At 64.7% G+C, this 18,527-nt stretch carries 20 protein-coding genes, 1 other RNA gene and 1 pseudogene; 13 read left to right on the top strand and 9 right to left on the bottom strand.

Annotated features, from left to right (window positions below):
* Nucleotides 1-166: 166 nt before the first annotated feature.
* Nucleotides 167-907 (top strand): hypothetical protein, encoded by a 741-nt coding sequence (locus tag QZ329_RS09845; protein WP_295751852.1) that lies wholly within the window; start codon nucleotides 167-169, stop codon nucleotides 905-907.
* Nucleotides 908-1,006: 99 nt separating this feature from the next.
* Here QZ329_RS09845 and QZ329_RS09840 read toward each other — a convergent pair whose 3' ends face one another.
* From QZ329_RS09840 to QZ329_RS09820, 5 genes are all read right to left on the bottom strand, one after another.
* Nucleotides 1,007-2,800, bottom strand: a complete 1,794-nt coding sequence (locus QZ329_RS09840; protein ID WP_295751849.1) for a DUF4127 family protein — start codon at nucleotides 2,798-2,800, stop codon at nucleotides 1,007-1,009.
* A 47-nt stretch (nucleotides 2,801-2,847) separates the two neighbouring features.
* Nucleotides 2,848-3,216: a YbaB/EbfC family nucleoid-associated protein gene (locus QZ329_RS09835; RefSeq protein WP_295751846.1), complete on the bottom strand. Its 369-nt coding sequence runs from the start codon at nucleotides 3,214-3,216 to the stop codon at nucleotides 2,848-2,850.
* 16 nt (nucleotides 3,217-3,232) lie between these two features.
* On the bottom strand, nucleotides 3,233-4,960 hold the full coding sequence (gene dnaX, locus QZ329_RS09830; RefSeq protein ID WP_295751843.1) for a DNA polymerase III subunit gamma/tau: 1,728 nt from the start codon (nucleotides 4,958-4,960) through the stop codon (nucleotides 3,233-3,235).
* 38 nt (nucleotides 4,961-4,998) lie between these two features.
* Nucleotides 4,999-5,098, bottom strand: an RNA gene (gene ffs, locus QZ329_RS09825) — signal recognition particle sRNA small type.
* Between the two features lie 101 nt (nucleotides 5,099-5,199).
* A complete protein-coding gene (locus tag QZ329_RS09820) occupies nucleotides 5,200-5,406 on the bottom strand; it encodes a helix-turn-helix transcriptional regulator (RefSeq protein WP_295751840.1) in 207 nt (68 codons plus the stop codon).
* Nucleotides 5,407-5,500: 94 nt separating this feature from the next.
* Here QZ329_RS09820 and QZ329_RS09815 point away from each other — a divergent pair, with 94 nt between their 5' ends.
* The gene (locus QZ329_RS09815) at nucleotides 5,501-5,767 is read left to right on the top strand and encodes a hypothetical protein (protein ID WP_295751837.1); all 267 of its coding nucleotides are present in this window, start codon (nucleotides 5,501-5,503) and stop codon (nucleotides 5,765-5,767) included.
* Nucleotides 5,768-5,887: 120 nt separating this feature from the next.
* Here QZ329_RS09815 and gap read toward each other — a convergent pair whose 3' ends face one another.
* Nucleotides 5,888-6,904, bottom strand: coding sequence for a type I glyceraldehyde-3-phosphate dehydrogenase (gene gap / locus QZ329_RS09810; protein WP_295751834.1), 1,017 nt, complete (start codon nucleotides 6,902-6,904; stop codon nucleotides 5,888-5,890).
* A 356-nt stretch (nucleotides 6,905-7,260) separates the two neighbouring features.
* Here gap and QZ329_RS09805 point away from each other — a divergent pair, with 356 nt between their 5' ends.
* The 3 genes from QZ329_RS09805 (at nucleotide 7,261) to QZ329_RS09795 (ending at nucleotide 8,867) form a co-directional block, all read left to right on the top strand.
* The gene (locus QZ329_RS09805; protein WP_295751831.1) at nucleotides 7,261-7,497 is read left to right on the top strand and encodes a DUF3343 domain-containing protein; all 237 of its coding nucleotides are present in this window, start codon (nucleotides 7,261-7,263) and stop codon (nucleotides 7,495-7,497) included.
* A 63-nt stretch (nucleotides 7,498-7,560) separates the two neighbouring features.
* Nucleotides 7,561-8,664 carry a YedE family putative selenium transporter gene (gene yedE, locus QZ329_RS09800; protein WP_295751828.1) on the top strand — a complete coding sequence of 368 codons (1,104 nt, stop codon included), beginning with the start codon at nucleotides 7,561-7,563 and terminating at the stop codon, nucleotides 8,662-8,664.
* Nucleotides 8,664-8,867: a sulfurtransferase TusA family protein gene (locus tag QZ329_RS09795; RefSeq protein ID WP_295751826.1), complete on the top strand. Its 204-nt coding sequence runs from the start codon at nucleotides 8,664-8,666 to the stop codon at nucleotides 8,865-8,867. The genes yedE and QZ329_RS09795 overlap by 1 nt, the downstream gene beginning before the upstream one ends.
* Before the next feature lie 53 nt (nucleotides 8,868-8,920).
* Here the strand turns inward: QZ329_RS09795 and QZ329_RS09790 are convergent, their stop codons facing one another.
* Nucleotides 8,921-9,517, bottom strand: a complete 597-nt coding sequence (locus QZ329_RS09790) for a sugar O-acetyltransferase (protein ID WP_295751823.1) — start codon at nucleotides 9,515-9,517, stop codon at nucleotides 8,921-8,923.
* Between the two features lie 167 nt (nucleotides 9,518-9,684).
* Between QZ329_RS09790 and QZ329_RS09785 the strand changes: the two genes are divergently transcribed.
* From QZ329_RS09785 to QZ329_RS09750, 8 genes and pseudogenes are all read left to right on the top strand, one after another.
* Nucleotides 9,685-10,695 (top strand): asparaginase, encoded by a 1,011-nt coding sequence (locus QZ329_RS09785; protein WP_295751820.1) that lies wholly within the window; start codon nucleotides 9,685-9,687, stop codon nucleotides 10,693-10,695.
* 113 nt (nucleotides 10,696-10,808) lie between these two features.
* Nucleotides 10,809-11,675 (top strand): DNA polymerase III subunit delta', encoded by an 867-nt coding sequence (locus tag QZ329_RS09780; protein WP_295751818.1) that lies wholly within the window; start codon nucleotides 10,809-10,811, stop codon nucleotides 11,673-11,675.
* Nucleotides 11,668-12,501 (top strand): annotated as a pseudogene (locus tag QZ329_RS09775) (stage 0 sporulation family protein); the annotation flags it as partial. The gene QZ329_RS09780 and the pseudogene QZ329_RS09775, both read left to right, overlap by 8 nt.
* Nucleotides 12,502-12,900: 399 nt before the next feature.
* Nucleotides 12,901-13,746 carry an HAD-IIB family hydrolase gene (locus QZ329_RS09770; RefSeq protein ID WP_295751814.1) on the top strand — a complete coding sequence of 282 codons (846 nt, stop codon included), beginning with the start codon at nucleotides 12,901-12,903 and terminating at the stop codon, nucleotides 13,744-13,746.
* Nucleotides 13,747-13,893: 147 nt separating this feature from the next.
* Nucleotides 13,894-15,939 (top strand): thiamine pyrophosphate-dependent enzyme, encoded by a 2,046-nt coding sequence (locus QZ329_RS09765; RefSeq protein WP_295751811.1) that lies wholly within the window; start codon nucleotides 13,894-13,896, stop codon nucleotides 15,937-15,939.
* Nucleotides 15,936-16,562, top strand: a complete 627-nt coding sequence (locus QZ329_RS09760) for an indolepyruvate oxidoreductase subunit beta (RefSeq protein WP_295751808.1) — start codon at nucleotides 15,936-15,938, stop codon at nucleotides 16,560-16,562. Before QZ329_RS09765 ends, QZ329_RS09760 begins: the two co-directional genes overlap by 4 nt.
* Nucleotides 16,559-16,819, top strand: a complete 261-nt coding sequence (locus tag QZ329_RS09755) for a hypothetical protein (RefSeq protein WP_295751805.1) — start codon at nucleotides 16,559-16,561, stop codon at nucleotides 16,817-16,819. The genes QZ329_RS09760 and QZ329_RS09755 overlap by 4 nt, the downstream gene beginning before the upstream one ends.
* A gap of 16 nt (nucleotides 16,820-16,835) precedes the next feature.
* The gene (locus tag QZ329_RS09750) at nucleotides 16,836-17,957 is read left to right on the top strand and encodes a Coenzyme F420 hydrogenase/dehydrogenase, beta subunit C-terminal domain (RefSeq protein WP_295751802.1); all 1,122 of its coding nucleotides are present in this window, start codon (nucleotides 16,836-16,838) and stop codon (nucleotides 17,955-17,957) included.
* Nucleotides 17,958-18,067: 110 nt separating this feature from the next.
* On the opposite strand, the gene QZ329_RS09745 is transcribed toward QZ329_RS09750, so the two are convergent.
* Together QZ329_RS09745 and QZ329_RS09740 are read right to left on the bottom strand one after the other, a co-directional pair.
* A complete protein-coding gene (locus QZ329_RS09745) occupies nucleotides 18,068-18,307 on the bottom strand; it encodes a DUF1653 domain-containing protein (protein ID WP_295751800.1) in 240 nt (79 codons plus the stop codon).
* Between the two features lie 36 nt (nucleotides 18,308-18,343).
* Nucleotides 18,344-18,527 (bottom strand): hypothetical protein (locus QZ329_RS09740; protein ID WP_295751797.1); only part of this gene is annotated, 184 nt, incomplete at its 5' end.

Genomic DNA, 18,527 nt, shown 5'->3' with positions numbered 1-18,527 from the left:
GCCGGCCGCCGCTTCTCAATGAAAAACCGCAGCGAAAAAATAAAAATCGTGGCGGAAAGGGCCTTGCAAAAGGGGGAAAAGTCTGCTATACTATTTAAGCATGTCGGCGGGAACTGGTTCCGCCGGACATTTTTGGAAAGAAAATACACCTTGGAGGTCTTGATAAATGGCAAAGAATCCGAACGGAAAACCCATGAAGCGGGAAAATTCCCTGTATGGCGCGATGATTTTCTTCTTTGCGGCCTGCCTGGCGGAGCTGTTTTTGCTGGTGGTCCGCAGATATTACATCCATGGCGACGTGGTGACGGAGGCTTTGGTCTGGCATGACCGGCTGCTGATCTTTGCGGGCCTGGGGGCGGCGGCGTTGGTCCTGGGCGCGGTGCTGAGCGTGCTGTGGAAGGCGGACCGGCGGAAACGGCTGATCGGCTGGTGCCTGACGGGGATGGGGGTTTTCTTTGCCGGAGGCAGCATCCTGATCCGCATGTATCACTCCTCCGCCGTGACGCTTTTGAGCGTGGTGGTGCCGGTGGTGATGGTGCTGACGGTGATCTGGGCCTTTTATGAGCGGGAGTGCTCTGTCGCCCTGACGGTGCTGAGCGCCTCCCTGATTGTCCTGTGGGTCTGCCGCCGGTTGTTTGACCACCTGACCCTGGGCGTGCCGGTGAAGCTGCTGTCCGTGGTCTATCTCTTGCTGCTGGGCGGCCTGTGCTGGCTGGTGAAGAACCAGAAGCTGGGCCGGCTGCTTCCTGCCAAAGCGGACCTGATGCCCGTCTACGCGGCCTGCGGCCTATCCGCCGTTGCCATTGTGCTGGCGTTGCTGAGCTCCACGGTGGCCTATTACGCCATGTGGTGTCTGGGCATCGTGGTATTCGCCCTGGCGGTGTACTACACGGTGCAGCAGCTGTAAGGCTTCCGGCTTTCTGAAATGAGAAAAGGGCCCGCCGTCCATCGGACGGCGGGCTTTGGCTTTTCAAAACCAGAAGGGAAATTCACAGCTGGAGGCGGTTCAGGTGAACGCCCCCAGGCGGATGTCCATGCCGATCTCAAAGGCCCGGTCCCAGGGGAAGCGGTAGTTCTCCAGGGCTACGCCGCCCCAGTGCTTCTTCTCCGCAGGCTCCAGGGAGGAGAGGAAAGAGCTGCGTTCCAGATTGCGGATGACAGGGGCGGTCTCCTTCTCCATGCCCGCCTTCAGGCGGCGGAGCAGGTCCTCCCGGTCCAGCGCCGGGGACCAGAAGTTGTTGGGGTCACCGCCCAGGTCGTTTCGGATATAGCCGAGCAATTCGTTCCGGACCACGCCCTTGTAGCAGAAGTCCTTGAGAATGCTGTCGGCCAGGGTCCGGGCCCAGGCCCGGTCCATGGAGTCCGTATTGTCCCCGTTTTTCAGCACGGCATACCGGGCCGCGCCGTGGCTCAGGGCGGTGCCGGTGACGATGGCCATGTCCAGCATGCCGGAGTAGGCCAGGAGACAGCCCAGTTCCGTGTTCTTGACCAACGCCTCATAAACGGAGGTTCCGAAGGTCCCGTTGCTGGCGTCCACCAGGACCGTGGGCCTCCGGGCCTTCTCGGATTCCTGGAGGGCAGCGATCAGATGCTTGCGGTAGCTGTCTTTCTTCGCTTCGTCCTCCGGCTGGGTCAGCACGAGAATCTGGAGCTCCGCACCGGCAGACTCGGACAGGCTGAAAAATTCCAGGTGCTCCGCCATGATTTCCGTCAGGGGCTGGAAGTCATACTCACAGGCGGGCTGGTCCTCCGTGCCGCCGAAGAATTGGACACACACGCTGTCTCCCTGCCAGCCCGCCTCGTCTAGGTACAGCCGGGCCACGGCCTTGAAGGCCAGATCGTCCACCCCGGAGAGGAGCCAGTCCATTTGCCTCCCGCTTTCATCCGTCCGCAGTCCCTGCCGGAGGAAGGCGATCTCGTTTTTCTGGATGCAGTCCTCCAGAGAGGAGTCGTCGATGCCGATGAGGAGGCGGAAGTTCTCGTAGCCCGGCCGGGCCAGAATCTCCTGGGTCAGGGCGGCCAGCTTCAGTTTCCGGTTCCGGGACTCCAAATTAGCGGAGAGGGTTTCATAGGCCCTGTCATAATCCCTGGAATCCCATTCCGCCCCCGCGGCCCCGGCAAGAAACGTCTCCCAGTCCGGTTCGGTGTCCCAGTAGGTCTCCCGGATGTTCAGCCAGGCCAATGCCTCGCCTTCCAGCGCGGGCCTGGGGAGGGCGCCAAAGGCCCGGATCAGATTGTACTCCTCCAGCGTGCCGCCCTCATAGCCCACAGTGGGGGCCAGGCGCATGACGCTGTCCAGCAGCCAGACCACATTGTTCCCGTCCTCGGCCAGCGCCGTCAGAAGGTCCTCCAAAAGCCGCCGGGTCAGGGTAACGCCGCCGAAAGGAGACTGGAAGCCCATGTCCAGCATGCAGCGGGAGCTGACCAGCCCCCCGGAGAGAAGCTGGTCCAGGGAGAGGATATAGCGGTCGCACCCCGCCGCCTCCTGGTCCAGGACCCACTGATACAGCCGCCCCATGTCCCCGTGCTGGGTTCCGTTCTCGTTCAGGGGCTGTCTGTCCAGAGCCGTCCGGTACAGGTCCCGCTCCGGCATAACCAGGGCGTACCCCAGGGATTCCGCCAGATACGCCACCCGCTCCACATTGTCGGGCCGGTCGTCCAGAGGGACGTAGGCAATCGTCTTCCCCGGCTCCGAGGAGGCGGGCTCCGGATAGGGCAGGGGCTCCGTCCTCTGATCGCCGCAGCCCACCAGCAGAACCAGGACCAGCAGCGCCGCCCAAAGGCGTTTTCCTCGCTTCATAAAACCTCCTTAAAAAAGGGCGGGACCTTCCCGGCCCCGCCCGCTGCTCAAATTCCCAATCCTCCCAGGTTCAGCCCGTTGGTGATGCTGTCCATGGCCTTGTCCATGGCGTCCCCGGCCTGGCGCAGGGCCTCGTTGGCGGCGGAGACCACCAGGTCCTGAAGCATCTCCACATCCTCTGGGTCCACGGCCTCCGGCTTGATGGTGAGGGAGACCAGCTCCTTCTTCCCGCTGGCCACGGCCTCCACCGCGCCGCCGCCCACGCTGGCGGTAAAGGTGCGGTTTTCCACCTCCGTCTGGGCGGCGTTCATAGCCTCCTGCATCCGGGCGATCTTCTGCTGAACCTCGGCCTGACGCTGTGCGCCGGTGGCCTTCATGCTGCCGCTGCTGAAGCCGCGGCGGGCGCTGTAACCCATAACGATTTCTCCTTTGTCACTTGATTTCAATGTTATCAAACTGCCGGCTGAATTGCAGCAGGTTTTTCAGATTTTCCTCCGGCGCGGCCTGGGGGGCTTCCCCCGCCCGAAGAAGCAGCCGCACCGGCCCGCCGGCCAGGGCCTCCGCCTCCTGGGTCAGGGCCTCCCGCACCCGGTCGTTGTCCAGGCGGCCCAGGGTCAGCTCGTCGGGGGCGTAGACCGTCAGCAGGTCCCCCGCCAGCGTCCCGGTACACATGCCAAGGAAGGGCCGGTACATGGGAGGCAGGCGGCCCTTGCAGTTCTCCGCCAGCGTCCGCCACCAGCCGCCGGCCGGGTTCCCGGAGGCGGCGGCAGGCGCCGCCGGTTTGCCAGGAGGGGGAACGGACGCCGCCGCCGGCGCGGGCTCCGGGTCCTCCGGAATGTCGAAGACCCGCTGGCCGGGCTCCTCCGGCACAGGGGGTTCCTCTGGCAGGGGGGGCTCCTCCGGCGCTTCCTCCCAGGGCGGGGGATCCGGCGCTTTTTTCAAACCCGCCGGTTTTTCGTCCGGCGGGAGAGGCGCGGCGGGTTTTGCCGTTGCGGCGGAGGATTGCAGCTCCGCCCGGGCGGACTGGTTGTCCTCCAACCGGCGGACGCGGGCCTCCAGGGCCGTCAGGTCCCCGGAGAGACTCTCGTCGCAAAGGCGCAGGAGACACAGCTCCGTGTCCAGCCGGCGGTTGACGCTGGCATACAGCTCCGCCGTGGCCTGTTGCAGCGTGGAGGCCAGGTGGAGGAAGCGGCTGGCGGGGGCGCTGCTGCCCAGGCGGTCCAGCGCGGCGGCGTCATAGCCGCCGGAGAGCAGAGCCGCGCCGCCCTTGGGGGCGGTCTTTTGCAGCAGCAGGTCCCTGGTGAGGGTGGAGAGCTCCGAGAGCACCGCCCCCATGTCCTTTCCGCCCTTGTACAGCTCGTCCAGCAGGAGGAGGGCCCCCTGGGCGTCCCGGTTTAAAATCTGCTCCATCAGCCGGGCGGTCTGGAGATTTCCCGCCAGACCCAGCACGTCCAGCACGGCGGCGGCGTCAATGGTTCCCCCGGCGGCGGCGCACTGGTCCAGCAGGCTCAGCCCGTCCCGCAGGGCTCCGTCGGCCAGACGGCTCAGCACCTCCGCCCCGTCGGGCCGAAGGTCGATGCCCTCCCGCTCCGCGACGTAGGAGAGCCGGGCGGCCACGTCCCGGGGCTGGATGCGCCGGAAGGAGAACCGCTGGCAGCGGGAGAGGATGGTGGCCGGGACCTTATGGAGCTCCGTGGTAGCCAGAATGAACATCAGATGTTCCGGCGGCTCCTCCAGAATTTTCAGGAGGGCGTTGAAGGCGGCGGTGGAGAGCATGTGAACCTCATCCACAATGTAGACCCGCTTTTTCACATGGGCGGGGGAGTAGACCGCCTCGTCCCGCAGGGCCCGGACCTGGTCCACGCCGTTGTTGGAGGCGGCGTCCAGCTCGAGAACGTCCAGAAAGCTGCCGTTCTCCAGCCCCAGACAGGCGGGGCAGTTCCCGCAGGGGTCCCCGTTCTCCGGGCGCTCGCAGTTCACGGCCTTGGCCAGAATCTTGGCGCAGGTGGTCTTCCCGGTGCCCCGGGTGCCGGTGAAGAGATAGGCATGGGAGGTCCGGCCCTCGGCCACCTGGCGGCGCAGGGTCTCGGTAATGTGCTCCTGGCCGATGACGTCGGCAAAGGTCTTGGGCCGCCATTTCCGGTAGAGCGCCTGGTACACTGCCTCACCTCCTGAAAAAAAGTTCTCCGCATGCAGCTGCGGAGCCGGTTGCCTCGCGGCACATGAAACATCCCGCTTAATGCTGCTCGGTTCCCCGCCTGACATGGTTCGCGGGCATCCATTGCGCGAGACCGGCTCCGCAGCTGCCTGCGGAGGACTTACTCTGCTATTCTACTATATTCTTTCCCAAATGGCAACAGAAAATTTTATTTTTGCAGAAAGACCTTTTTTCAGCCGCCTTACGGCTCGTTTGGAATATAGAGCAGCACGTCTTCCACCTTGCAGTCCAAAATTCTGCAAATATCATCCAGAGTGGCGGTCGAAATGTTGCGCCCTTGCTTCAAGGCATCCAGCGTCCCCTTGCTGAAATGGTAATCCTTAATCAGCGTATATGTGGTCACGTTTTTGCTGCGCATGGTATCCCACAGAGGACAGTAAGAAATCACAAGAAGCACCTCCTTGCGATTTCTATTATATTTTGTACGTTTTCTCTTGAATATACCCGAGATACCGGGTATAATTATCGGAGAGGTGATGGAAATGGAATGGTCTGTTAAGGAAGACCTGATGGCGCAGGCGGTGGGCTGTGAAGTCGTGAAGATTCTGGAGCAGGCGGGCCGTCTGGAGGCGCTCGCCCAAGCGGTTGAGACGAAGGCGGTGCGGGTTCTGGAGGAAATCGGACGGATACTGGATGACGATACGCTGGAGGACCCGGCGTGTTTCCGGCGCATAGAGAAAATCGTAAAAGCACTGGAGGCGGAGGGCATCTACACAGCGAGGCACGACGGGTACACCCAGCGGGGCTGAGAGAAGACCTGCGGGCCGCTTTCCCCGGCGGACCGACGGGGCGGGACTTCGCCGCGCCCCCTTGGAAGGACAGGCAAAAAAAGGCCCGCCGGTTTTCCGGCGGGCCTTTGAACGGATGAATTACTGCTTGCTGTCCACAGAGAACATATAGGCGATCAGCTCCACCATCTTGTTGGCGTAGCCGGTCTCGTTGTCATACCAGGAGACGACCTTCACGAAGTTGTCGGTCAGGCTGAGGCCGGCCTTCTTGTCGAAGATGGAGGTGAGGGGGCAGCCCAGGAAGTCGCTGGAGACCACATCCTCGTCGGTGTAGCCCAGAATGCCCTTCAGCTCGCCCTCGCTGGCCTCCTTCATGGCCTTGCAGATGTCGTCATAGCTGGCGGGCTTCTCCAGACGGGCGGTCAGGTCCACCACGGACACGTCCAGGGTGGGGACGCGCATGGAGATGCCGGTGAGCTTGCCGTTGAGCTCGGGGATGACCTTGCCCACGGCCTTGGCCGCGCCGGTGGAGGAGGGGATGATGTTGCCGGTGGCCGCGCGGCCGCCGCGCCAGTCCTTCATGGAAGCGCCGTCCAGCAGCTTCTGAGTGGGCGTGACGGAGTGCACGGTGGTCATCAGACCCTCGATGATGCCGAACTTCTCGTTCAGAACCTTGGCAATGGGGGCCAGGCAGTTGGTGGTGCAGGAGGCGTTGGAGACATAGGTCATGTCGGAGGTGTACTTCTTGTTGTTCACGCCCATGACGAACATCGGGGTGTCGTCCTTGGAGGGGGCGCCCATGATGACGTGCTTGGCGCCGGCCTTGATGTGGCCCTCGCACTTGCTCTTCTCCAGGTGCTGGCCGGTGCACTCGCAGATATACTCCGCGCCCACGCTGGCCCAGGGAATATCGCTGACTTCCTTGGCGGTGAAGACCTTGAACTCCTTGCCGTCCACCACCAGAGCGTCGGCGGTGTAGGAGACCTCGCCGGGGAATCTGCCGTGCACGCTGTCATACTTCAGCATGTAGGCCATATACTCAGGGCTCATGAAGGGATCGTTCAGGCCGACAACCTCCACGTCGTCGCGCTTCAGAGCGGCGCGGAACACGATGCGGCCGATGCGGCCAAAACCATTGATACCGATTTTCGCTTTCATAATTCAGGAACTCCTTTCGATATTTGGGTGCAAATTGTATTGGAATGCCATATAAACGATTGCGTAAACGATTTGTTTGGATGATTTCCAGAAGTATACTACCACAACGTGAAGTTTTTGGCAATCATCATTTCAAACAACAATTTGAAAGGGCCGTTGTGAATTTTTGATAATAAAGTATCAGCATTCCGCCGGCGCCTTGCGCCGGAATGGCAAAACGGCGGAATTCCCACCGCCAAAGGATTCCCGGAGGGAGAAAAATTATACGCCGGGCGCAAACCCATTCCGGAAGGGCTTGCCAAACAGGGAACATTATGCTATACTTTTCAAAGAATAACGAAGAAGGAGGAACCGCCATGCGCCAGCGCGGCCCGCGATGCGTCGTATCCTTTCACACCACCGCCGGAGCCATGGCGGCGGAGCGTCTGTGCCGCCGGGAGGGTCTGGAGGGGAAGCTGATCTCCGTGCCCCGGAGCGTCACCTCGGACTGCGGCATCGCCTGGTCCGCCCCACCGGAGCTGCGGGAGACGCTGGAGCGCCGCTTTCAGGAGGCAGGCATCGAGGCTGCCGGATTCCATGAGCTGCTGCTGTGACGGCGGCTTTTCCTCCGGCGTCGTTATTCTGAAAAAAGAATATCCAGATATAGGAGGAAAAGAATGAAAGAGAACACATGGTTTCGCCGCTACGGCCTGATTGTCCTGGCCGGCGTGGTGGTGGGCGTGGCGGCGCTGATTCTCACGGCCGCCGGGAACCCCAAGAACATGGGCTTTTGCATCGCCTGCTTCGAGCGGGACATCGCCGGGGCCCTGGGGCTCCACAGCGCCGCGAAGGTGCAGTACATCCGGCCCGAAATTCCGGGCATCGTCCTGGGGGCGCTGCTCTCGGCCATGGCCTTCCGGGAGTTCAAGGCCCGGGCGGGCTCCTGCCCCGCCAGCCGCTTTGTGCTGGGCCTGTTTGTGATGATCGGGGCCCTGGCCTTCCTGGGCTGCCCCCTGCGGATGGTCATCCGCCTGGGCGGCGGGGACCTCACCGCCGTGGCGGGCCTGCTGGGCTTCCTGGCGGGCATTCTGGTGGGCGTGGTCTTCTTGAAAAAGGGCTTCTCCCTGGGCCGGGCGTATCCCGTGAAGATGGGGGAGGGTCTCGCCCTGCCCGCGGTGATGGTTGGCCTGCTGGCCCTGCTTCTGCTGGCCCCGGGGCTTTTGAAGTTCTCCGAGGAGGGGCCGGGGGCCATGCGGGCGTTCTGGCTGGTGTCCCTGGCCGCCGGGCTGGCGGTGGGCTTCATCGCTCAGCGGAGCCGCCTGTGCATGGCGGGGGGCCTGCGGGACGCGTTCTTGCTGCGGGACTTCACGCTTCTGGCGGGCTTCCTGGCCATTTGGATCACCGTCACCCTGGGGAATCTGGCGCAGGGGAACTACAACCTCTCCGCCCTCTCCCAGCCCATTGCCCACAGCCAGTACCTCTGGTCCTTCCTGGGCATGGCCCTGGCGGGCTGGGGCTCCATCCTTCTGGGAGGCTGCCCCCTGCGGCAGCTGATTCTGGCGGGCGAGGGCAACGGCGACGCCGCCGTGACGGTGCTGGGCATGGTCACAGGCGCGGCCATCGCCCACAACTTCGGTCTGGCGGGCAACGCCGACAGCGTGACGGACGGCGTTTATAAAGTGGGCGGCATCGGAACGGCGGGCATGACCGCCGTGGCGATCGGGTTTGCGGTGCTGCTGGCCGTCAGCCTGCTCCATCTGCCCGGAAAGGAGGAAGCGTGATGATCGACGCGAGAGGACTGTCCTGTCCCATGCCGGTGGTGATGACCCAGAAGGCCATCCAAAAGGGCGCGCCCGCCGTGCTGGAGGTCCTGGTGGACGCCCAGGTTGCGGTGGAGAACATCACCCGCTACGCCGAGTCCCAGGGCTACCGCGCGGCGGTGGAGGCCCAGGGGCCGGATTTTAAGCTGACCCTGCGCAAGTAAAGCGGATACAGACACGAGACGAGGCGGCGCTTCCAAAAGAAGCGCCGCCTCGTTCAGGTCTCCTCTTTTTTAAATAAGTAGATGCTGTCCTCCTCCGTAATGGGCCGAAGGACCCGGCAGGGGTTGCCGGCGGCGGTGACATGGCCCGGGATGTCCCTGGTGACGACGCTTCCGCCCCCGATGACGGCGTGAGGGCCGATGGTCACGCCGGGCAGGATGGTCACATCCGCGCCGATCCAGCAGTTGTCGCCGATGGTGATGGGCAGCGCCCGCTCCAAACCGGCATTCCGCTCCTGGGCAAGCGTCGGATGGACCGCCGTGTACATGCCGCAGTTGGGTCCGATGAAGCACTGGGCGCCGATGGTGATGCCGCCGCCGTCCATCAGATAGGCGTTGTGGTTGAGGAAGGTGCCCGGACCGATGCGGCAGTAGCAGCCGTAGTCGGCAAAGAAGGGGGAGAGGATGGAGCAGTTCTCCCCCAGCTCCGGAATCAGCGTCCGCAGGATCGCCGCCCGGCGCTCCAAATCTCCGGGGCGGGTCTGGTTCAGTTCATAACAAAGGTCCTCGGCGCGCAGCCGCCGGTCCAGCAGCTCCTGGTCGAAATTGGCGTCGTACCACAGGCCCTGTCTCATTTTCTCGGCTTCCGTCATGGGGTGAAGTCCTCCTGTCTGGTTGGGGTTGGGGAGAATGGAAAATCTCCCCCTGCATTATAGCACCGGCAAAGGGGAAAGCAAGAGGAAATCCCGCCGGGGGGCCGCTTGACAGGCAAAGTCTCGGCTCCTATAATAAAACCAGCGATGAAAAAGGAGGGTCTTCCATGCCCCACAGGAACGAATCCCGGCGCATTCTCCTCGTCGGCACCGGCGGCACCATCGCCTCGGAGATGACGGAGGGGGGCCTTGCCCCGGAGCTGAGCACGGAGCAGCTGCTGCGCCGGGTTCCCGGCATCCCGGAGTGCTGCGCCGTGGACTGCCTCCAGCTTTTGAACCTGGACAGCACCAACATCGGCCCCGGCCACTGGCTGCAAATGGCCCGCTGCATCCGGGCGAACTATGACCGCTATGACGGCTTCGTCCTCACCCACGGGACGGACACCATGGCCTATACGGCGGCGGCCCTGAGCTACCTGATTCAGGGAAGCCCCAAGCCCATCGTCCTCACCGGGGCCCAGAAGCCCATCGGCTTTGACTCCACGGACTCCAAGACCAATCTGGCGGACGCCTTCCGTTGCGCGTCGGAGGACCTGCCGGGCGTCTCCATCGTCTTCGACGGCAAGGTGATCCCCGGCACCCGGGCGAAGAAGACCCGGTCCAAGAGCTTCCAGGCCTTCTCCAGCATCAACTATCCCTATCTCGGCATCCTGCGGGACGGGGTGCTTCTGCGCTATATCCGCCAGGACTGCGGGGACGCGCCGGTGTTTTACGACGCGCTGAACACGAAGGTGGCCCTCCTGAAGCTCCTCCCGGGCACGGACCGGGGGACGGCGGACTTTCTTCTGGAGCGGAACGACGGACTCATCATCGAGAGCTTCGGCGTCGGCGGCCTGCCGGAGTCCGGGGGCTTTTACCACTGCGTGGACGAGGCTCTTGGCGCGGGAAAGACCGTGGTTATCACCACTCAGGTGGAGAACGAGGGCAGCGACGTGGGGGTCTATCACGTGGGCCACGCGCTGAAAAACAAGCTGGGGGTGCTGGAGGCCTATGACATGACCACGGAGGCCGTGGCGGCCAAGCTGATGTGGATTCTGGGCCAGACAAAGGGGCGCAGGGAGGTGGAGCGCCTCTTCTACACCCCGGTGGCCCGGGACATGCTGTGGCCGGCGGAGTAGAGGCGCGCGCCCCGTTCCCGAACTCACAAAAATCCCCGCTTTTCTTTTGCGGCGCTTTGTGATACAATCTCTTTGAAAAATTCCCCCGCCGGGGGGAGGAAAGGAGCCCCGCCATGGCCGCTGCATCTCCACAGGAAGACCCGGTCCTCGCCCGCCTCCGCGCCGCCGCGGCCCGGGGGGCGCTGTCCCACGCGCTTCTTTTCACCGGAACGGGGGACGCCCTGGCCGCCGCCCGCTTCGCCGCCGCCGCCTTCCAGTGCACGGGACCGGAGGACGCGCGGCCCTGCGGCGTGTGCCCCGCCTGCCGGAAGGTCCGGGAGGGCATCCACCCCGACGTGGTCACCGTCCGGGACGAACAGCACAAGTTCCTCGCCGTGGAGGTGATCCGGGACCTGCGGAGGGACGCCTATATCCGGCCCAACGAGGGGCGGCGGAAGGTCTATCTCTTCCCGGACTGCGCCCTCTTGACGGAGCAGGACCAGAACGTCCTTTTGAAGCTGGTGGAGGAGGGACCGCCCTACGCCGCGTTCCTCTTCTGCGCGGAGAATCCGGCGGCGGTGCTTTGGACCCTGCGGTCCCGCTGTGTGGAGCTGAAGCTCCTCCCCGCCGCCCCGCCCTGCGGGGAGGAGGCGGAGGATGGCGCGGCCCTGTGCCGCTGTCTCGCCGGGGGAAGGCGGGGAAGCGCGGCGGAGCTGGCCGCCCGGATGGAGCGCAGGCGCCTCACCCGGGAGGAGCTGGCCGCCCTTCTGGAGCGGAGCGAGAATTTGTTCGCCCAGGCGCTGCTGCTGCTCTACGGCCGCCCTCCGGAGCCCGGGGACCGGGAGACCGCCGCCCTTTTGGCGAAGCGCCTGAGCAAAACGCAGATCGCGCGCACCATCGAGCTATTGAGGAAGTACCGTCGTGAATGCGGCTACAACGTGGGTCCCGGCCATGTGCTGGGGGCCCTGGCCGCGGAATTGGAGGGAGTCACCTTTGACTGAAGTCATCAGCGTCCGCTTTCGGGGCGGAAGCAAAACCTATTATTTTGACCCCAAGGGCGTTCCGGTCCGGGCGGGGGACAGCGTCATCGTGCAGACCGCCCAGGGCATGGAGTTTGCCACCTGCACCCAGGGGAACCACGAGGTGCAGGACGAGGCCATCGTCAAGCCTCTGAGCGCCATGGTCCGCCGGGCCACGGAGAACGATTTCCGGGTGATGGAGTACAACCGCAAGCGGGAGCGGGAGGCCTTCGGCATCTGCGAGGGGAAGATCGCCGACCACGGGCTGGAGATGAAGCTGGTCAGCGTCTCCGTGGGCTTTGACAGCAACAAGATCGTGTTCTATTTCACCGCCGACGGGCGGGTGGACTTCCGGGAGCTGGTGCGGGACCTGGCCTCCGTCTTCCGGGCGCGGATCGAGCTGCGGCAGATCGGCGTGCGGGACGAGGCGAAGATGATCGGCGGCCTGGGCATCTGCGGGCGGCCCTTCTGCTGCTCCCAGTTCCTGGACGGGTTCATGCCCGTTTCCATCAAGATGGCCAAGACCCAGAACCTCAGCCTGAACCCCACCAAAATCTCCGGCACCTGCGGGCGGCTGATGTGCTGCCTGAAATACGAGCAGAACGCCTATGAGGACGCCGCCAAGCGGATGCCCAAGGTGGAGTCCTTCGTCCAGACCCCCGACGGGCCGGGCAACGTGAAGGGCGTGGAGCTGCTGCGGGAGCTGGTGAAGGTCAGCCTGGACAGCGCGCCGGAGAGCCTGAAGACCTATCACAACTGCGAGATCAAGGTCCTGCGCAACGGCAAGGGCAGCCGGGAGGGCATCGAGATTCCCGAGCGCACGGCCCGCTTTGTGGAGGAAAAGGAGGAAGAGGAGCTGATCCAGCCCGTCTTCTCCACCTCCTATTACACCGACGACCACCTGGCGGAGGCCCCCCGCCGGGAGAAAATGGCCATGGAAGGCAGCGACACCAACAAGCCCCGCCACCGCCACCGGGGCGGCCGGGGCCGGAAGCCCCCCCGCCCGGAGGGGCAGGCCGCCCAGCAGCCGGCGAAAAAGCAGGGGCAGCCTCCCCGCCCCCCCAAGCCGCAAAGCCGCCCGGAGGGCGGCCCGCGGGAGGACCGCCCCGCCGGGGAGAACAAGCGCCGCCGCCCCCCCTACCGCAACGGCGGCCGCCGCTGGAACAAGGGCGGGGACGCGCCCAAGGGCTGAGAAAGGAGACCGGGTATGGGAAAATTTGACGGTGTGCTGCTGGCCAGCGACTTTGACAACACCCTGCTCTACACGGAGGAATCCCTCCGCTCCGGAGCGCCGATGCCTCCGCTGCCGGAACGGAACCGGCGGGCCCTGGAGTATTTCATGGAGGAGGGAGGCCGCTTCGCCATCGCCACGGGCCGTGCCCTGGCGGCGTTCCTGTATTACGCGGATACCGTGCCCATGAACGCCCCCGGCGTGGTGTGCAACGGCGCGGCCATCTATGACTTTGAAAAAGGCGAATACCTGGAGACCGCCATGCTGGACGCCGCCGCCCGGGAGCGGGGACAGGCCGTGCTGGAGCGGTTCCCCGGCGTGGCGGTGGAGGCGTACCACATTGACAACGTCATCCACGTGGTCCACCCCAACGCCATCTCCCGCCAGCACGAGCGCATCACCCAGGCGGCGCTTACCGAGGCGCCGTCCCTTCTGGACGTGCCGCTGCCTTTGGGGAAGCTCCTCTTCGAGGGGGAGCACGAGACCCTGGTGAAGGTGCGGGACTATCTGACCGCCCAGGGCTGGGCGGAGGACTACGAGCTGATCTTCTCCATCTCCCACCTCCTGGAGATGACCACCAAGGGGGCCAACAAGGGCGGCATGGTCCGCCGCCTGGCCGCCCGGCTGGGGATTTCCATGGAGCATGTCTACTGCGCCGGGGACGAGGCCAACGACCTCTCCATGCTGGCCTGCGCCGCCGAGGGCTTTGCCCCGGCCAACTGCTCCGCCGCCGTGCGGGACTCCGGGGCCACGCTGGTGTGCGGTGCCCGGGAGGGGACCATGGGGGACATTGTGGAGATTCTGGACCGGCGGTATTCCTGACACGGGAGAAAATTTAAGGCCCGGCGGGTTTCCCGCCGGTTTTTTCCGCCGCCGCCCCTTGCAATTTCCGGTGAGAGTGCTACAATAAACGCCGTAGTGAACGGATTACCTTATGGAAACATTCTAAGAGAGGGTGACGCGAGCAACATGGAATGGACAATGACGGCCAACGCCCCCGGCCAGGTCTGCCTGATGCAGGGCAACGAGGCCATTGTGCGGGGTGCGGTGGAGGCGGGAATCCACTTCGCCGCCTCCTATCCCGGTTCCCCTTCCTCCCAGGTGCTGGGAATGCTGGGGAAGATCGCCCGGGAGCGGGGCTTTTACGCGGAGTGGTCCACCAACGAGGTCTGCGCCTTGCAGGCGTGCATCGGCGCGTCCCTGGCCAATGGCCGGGCGCTGTGCGTGGTGAAGCAGAACGGCCTTTTGTGTACGGCGGACGCGCTGCACTGCGCGGCCCAGCACGGCGTAAAGGGCGGGCTTGTGATCGTCTCCAGCGACGATCCCAGCGCCCACTCCTCCACCAATGAATTCGACTCCCGCTGGCAGGCCCTGTCCGCCGGCATCCCCCTGCTGGAACCCACGACGATGCAGGAGGCCAAGGACATGATTCCCTATGCCTTCCGGCTCTCTGAGGAGGTGGGGCAGGTGGTGCTGGTCCGGGTGACCACCCGGGTCTGCCACGGCCGGGGCAACGTGGTCCTGGGCGAGCTGCCGGAAAAGCCCCGGGCGCTGGAGCGGGTTCGGGAATGGGACCGGATGGTCTGCGTGTGCTATAACCACGGTCCGGCCCTCCAGAAGCTGGAGACCCTGCGCCAGCGTTTTGAGGCCAGCCCCTGCAACCACTACCAGGGTCCCGAAGACCCGAAAAAGCTCATCATCGCCGGGGGCACCGGGCGGCTCTACGGCCAGGAGGCTCTCCGCCGCCTGGGGAAAGACCAGGAGACCGGCTTCCTGGCCCTGGGGACCCTGTGGCCCCTGCCGGAGGACTACATACTAAAGCGCCTCCGCGCCGCGGAGGAGGTCCTGATTCTGGAGGAGGTGGACCCCTTCCTGGAACGGGCTGTTCAGGCCCTGGCGGGCCGGGAGGGCCTGCAAATCAAGTTCCTGGGCCGGGACAATGCCCTGCCCGCCGTGGGCGAGCTGGACCCGGACGTGGTCACCGCCGCCATCTGCCGCCTCACCGGCGCGGCCCTTCCGGAGAGAAAGCCCGCCGGCGAGCTGGACCCGGACGTGGTCACCGCCGCCATCTGCCGCCTCACCGGCGCGGCCCTTCCGGAGAGAAAGCCCGCCGGCGAGCTGGAGCTTCCCGTCCGGGAGATGAGCTTCTGCGCGGGCTGCCCCCACCGGGCCACCTTCTACCTTCTCAAGCGGGCCATGCGGCAGGAGAAGCACCCCGGCGTGGTGGTGGGGGACATCGGCTGCTATTTCATGGCGGGCCAGTCCGCCGGACAGTACGCCTATCAGGTCTGCAACTGCATGGGCTCCGGCATCAACGTGGCCGAGGGCCTGGGCCAGCTGACCAACTACGGCCTGGACCAGAAGGTGGTCACCATGTGCGGCGACTCCACTTTCTTCCACACCATCCTCCCCGGCCTTGTGAACGCCGCCTATCACAACGCCAACATGCTCCTCATCGTGCTGGACAACTCCGCCACGGCCATGACCGGCTTCCAGCCCCACCCGGGCACCGGCCTCACCGCCATGGGGGACCGCGTCAAGGCCATGGACATCCCCAGGATTCTGGACGCCGTGGGCTGCAAGGTGGAAACCGCCGACCCCTTCGACGTGGAGGAGGCGGAGAAGACCCTCCGGCGGCTGCTGGACGAGCCGGGGATGAACGTCCTCATCATGCGCCAGCCCTGCGCCACCCTAAAGGCCAAGGAGCGCAGCAAAAAGCCCGTCCGGGTCTACGTGGACCAGGACGTGTGCCTGGGAGACGGCTGCGGCTGCGACAAGTACTGCTCCCGGGTGTGGGGCTGCCCCGGAAACACCTGGGACTTCCAGAAGAACAAGGCGCTCATCGACCCCGTCGCCTGCGTGGGCTGCGGCGTGTGCGCCAAGCTGTGCCCCAGCGGGGCCATCAAGGTGGAGGAGTCCCCGCAGATTCTGCGGGAAGAGGAGATGCAGGGGAGCCAAGGGCGGGACGTCCCGGCTGCGGCGGACCCTGCGGCGAAAGGCGGTGCGGAAGCGTGAAGCTGAAATACGACCCTTTGAACATTGTGGTCTGCGGCATCGGCGGACAGGGCAACGTGCTGGCCGCTGAGATTCTGGGCAGCGCCATGTGCGGCCGGGGCTGCCGGGTGGCTGTGGGGGAGACCTACGGCGCCAGCCAGCGGGGCGGCTCTGTCATGAGCCATGTCCGGGTTTCCGAGAACTGGGACCCCGGCGTGCTGATTCCCGCCGGGGAGGCCCACATCATCCTGGGCTTCGAGCCCCTGGAGACCCTGCGCATCGCCCGGAAGTACGCCGGGGAGGACACCGTCACCGTTTACGACCCCCGGCCCGTCTATCCCCTGGGCGTCCTCCAGGGCGTCCAGACCTATCCGCCGCTGGAGGAGCTTCAGGCGGAGATTGCGAGTCTGTCCTCCGCGGCCCTGGCCGTCCCGGCGGCGGACATCGCCATAGAGGCCGGGGACTCCCGGGCCGCCAACATCGCGCTGCTGGGGGCCTTCAGCCAGCTCCCCGCCGCCCCGCTGAACGGGGAGGATCTGGAGAAAATTCTGCTCCAGCGCTTCCAGGGGGCCGTGCTGGAGCTGAACCGGCGAGCCTTCGCCATGGGCCGCGAGGCCGCCCGGAAGGGAGGCGCGGCAGGATGAGCAGTACGATTCGCGTGCGCTTTTACAATCCCGAGGATAAGCGGTCCCTGACGCTGGAGCTGCCCCGGGACACCCGCTTCTCCGCCCTGACGCCGATGCTGCGGGAACGGGGCCTTGCGGACGGCCGCAAGGCGGGCTGGCGCTGCCTCTATCAGGAGCATCTGTGCGGCCTGAACCACAAGCTGTCGGACTACGTGCCGGAGGACGCGGAGGAGATCGCACTGGACCTCTTCGGCTTCTCCCAGGTGCTGGTGTAAAGGAGGAGCGGGAAAGATGTTAAGTACGATTGCGTTGGACACCCAGGTCCTCCGCCAGGGCCTGTGCACCGGCTGCGGGGCCTGTCAGGGCCTGTGCCCCTACTGGGGCAGCGTGGACGGGCGGACCGTCTGCTTCTTTGACTGCGAGCGGGCGGACGGACGCTGCCAGCGCTTCTGCCCCCGGATGCCCACGGACCTGGAGGCGCTGCGGCGCCGCTTCTTCCAGGAGGAGACCATCCTCCCGGAGATCGGCCCTTTCCGGGGGCTGTATCTGACCCGGGCGGCGGACCCCGCCATCCGGGAGCGGGCCCAGCACGGCGGCAGCATGACCGCCCTGGTGGAGCTGGCCTTGCGGGAGGGCTTCCTTGACGCGGCGGTGCTGACCCGCTCCCAGGGGGGACTGAACCCAGAGGGCGTGCTGGCCGTGACGCCGGAGGAGGTCCGGGCCTGTTCCGGCAGCAGCTTCCAGGTGCCCCCCACGCTGGCGGCGCTGAACCGGGCGCTGAAGGAGGACCGCTATCACAAAATCGGCGTGGTGGGCACGCCCTGCAAGACTCTGGCGGTTTATAAAATGCGGGCCAACCCCCTGCCGGAGAACGACAACCACGCCGGGAACATCGGTATGGTGTTCGGCCTTTTCTGCGGCTGGGGCCTGGACTGGGACGGCCTGAAGGCCCTGACGGCGAAGCACGCCGGGGCGGAGAAACCGGCCCATATGGACATCCCGCCCAGCAAGTACCACTCCCTGGAGATTCGGGGGGAGCGGGGGCAGACTGTTTCGGTGGACCTGGACGAAGTGACGCCTCTGGTCCGCTCCGGCTGCCGTTACTGCGCGGATATGACGGCGGAATTCGCGGACCTCTCCATTGGCGGGGCGAGAAGCGCCGGCGGCTGGGACGTGGACAAGGGCTGGAATCAGGTCATTGTCCGGTCCGAGAGGGGGCAGGAACTCCTGAACCTGGCCCGGGAGAAGGGCGTGCTGGAGTTCCAGGATGCCATGGAGGGCGGCCTGGAGAAGCTCCGGAACGCGTCCCTGGGCAAAAAGCGCACGGCGGTGAAAAACCTCCGCCAGCTCACCGGGAACCCGGATGATCTGGGGTATCTGAATCCGAACCAGGAGATGTTCAAGGACCTGTGAGAAAGAGCGCCGCCCGGCACGAAACGCGTGCCGGGCGGCTGTTTGTCATTTGGTAAGGGAAAGGCGGCGGTGACTGCCGGGACAAAACATCTGCGGCCAAAGAAGAGCGCCTATTCCACCAGTTCAAACCGGTATTTTTGGGTGGCCTCGGGATATTTCTGCCGGTCAATTTCTTCGGCGAACATATCGTATGGGCGGACAAACAGCTTGTGTTCGCCGTATAGAGTCCGGTACACCACCAGCTGCTCGCGGGTTTCAGAGTGGGTCGCGATTCCAACCACCAGATAAAAGTTGCCTTTGAAGTGCCTGTAGCGGCGGCCTTCTAAAATTTCTCGATGTTTGCTCTCCATTTGCACTCCTACTCTTTTGGCCCTGCCGTGTACATTTCAATTTGGAAGGCGCATCATAAAAACCGGATTGTCGATGCTAATTATAGCTTTGGGCGGCGCTTTTGTCAAGAAGCGCACGCATCTATAGCGACCATCCAAAAAAACCGCCAGCGGGAAAAGCGCAGAGAATGGAAAGAAACCATAAGACCTGAGATGGCGGAACACCTGGTGTTTCTGGACG

Origin of the sequence: uncultured Oscillibacter sp. (assembly GCF_910579365.1) — a bacterium.
Classification (GTDB): Bacteria; Bacillota; Clostridia; order Oscillospirales; family Oscillospiraceae; genus Oscillibacter.
The sequence above is the reverse complement of the archived record's forward strand: the minus strand, read 5'-3'. Positions and strand labels throughout refer to the sequence as shown.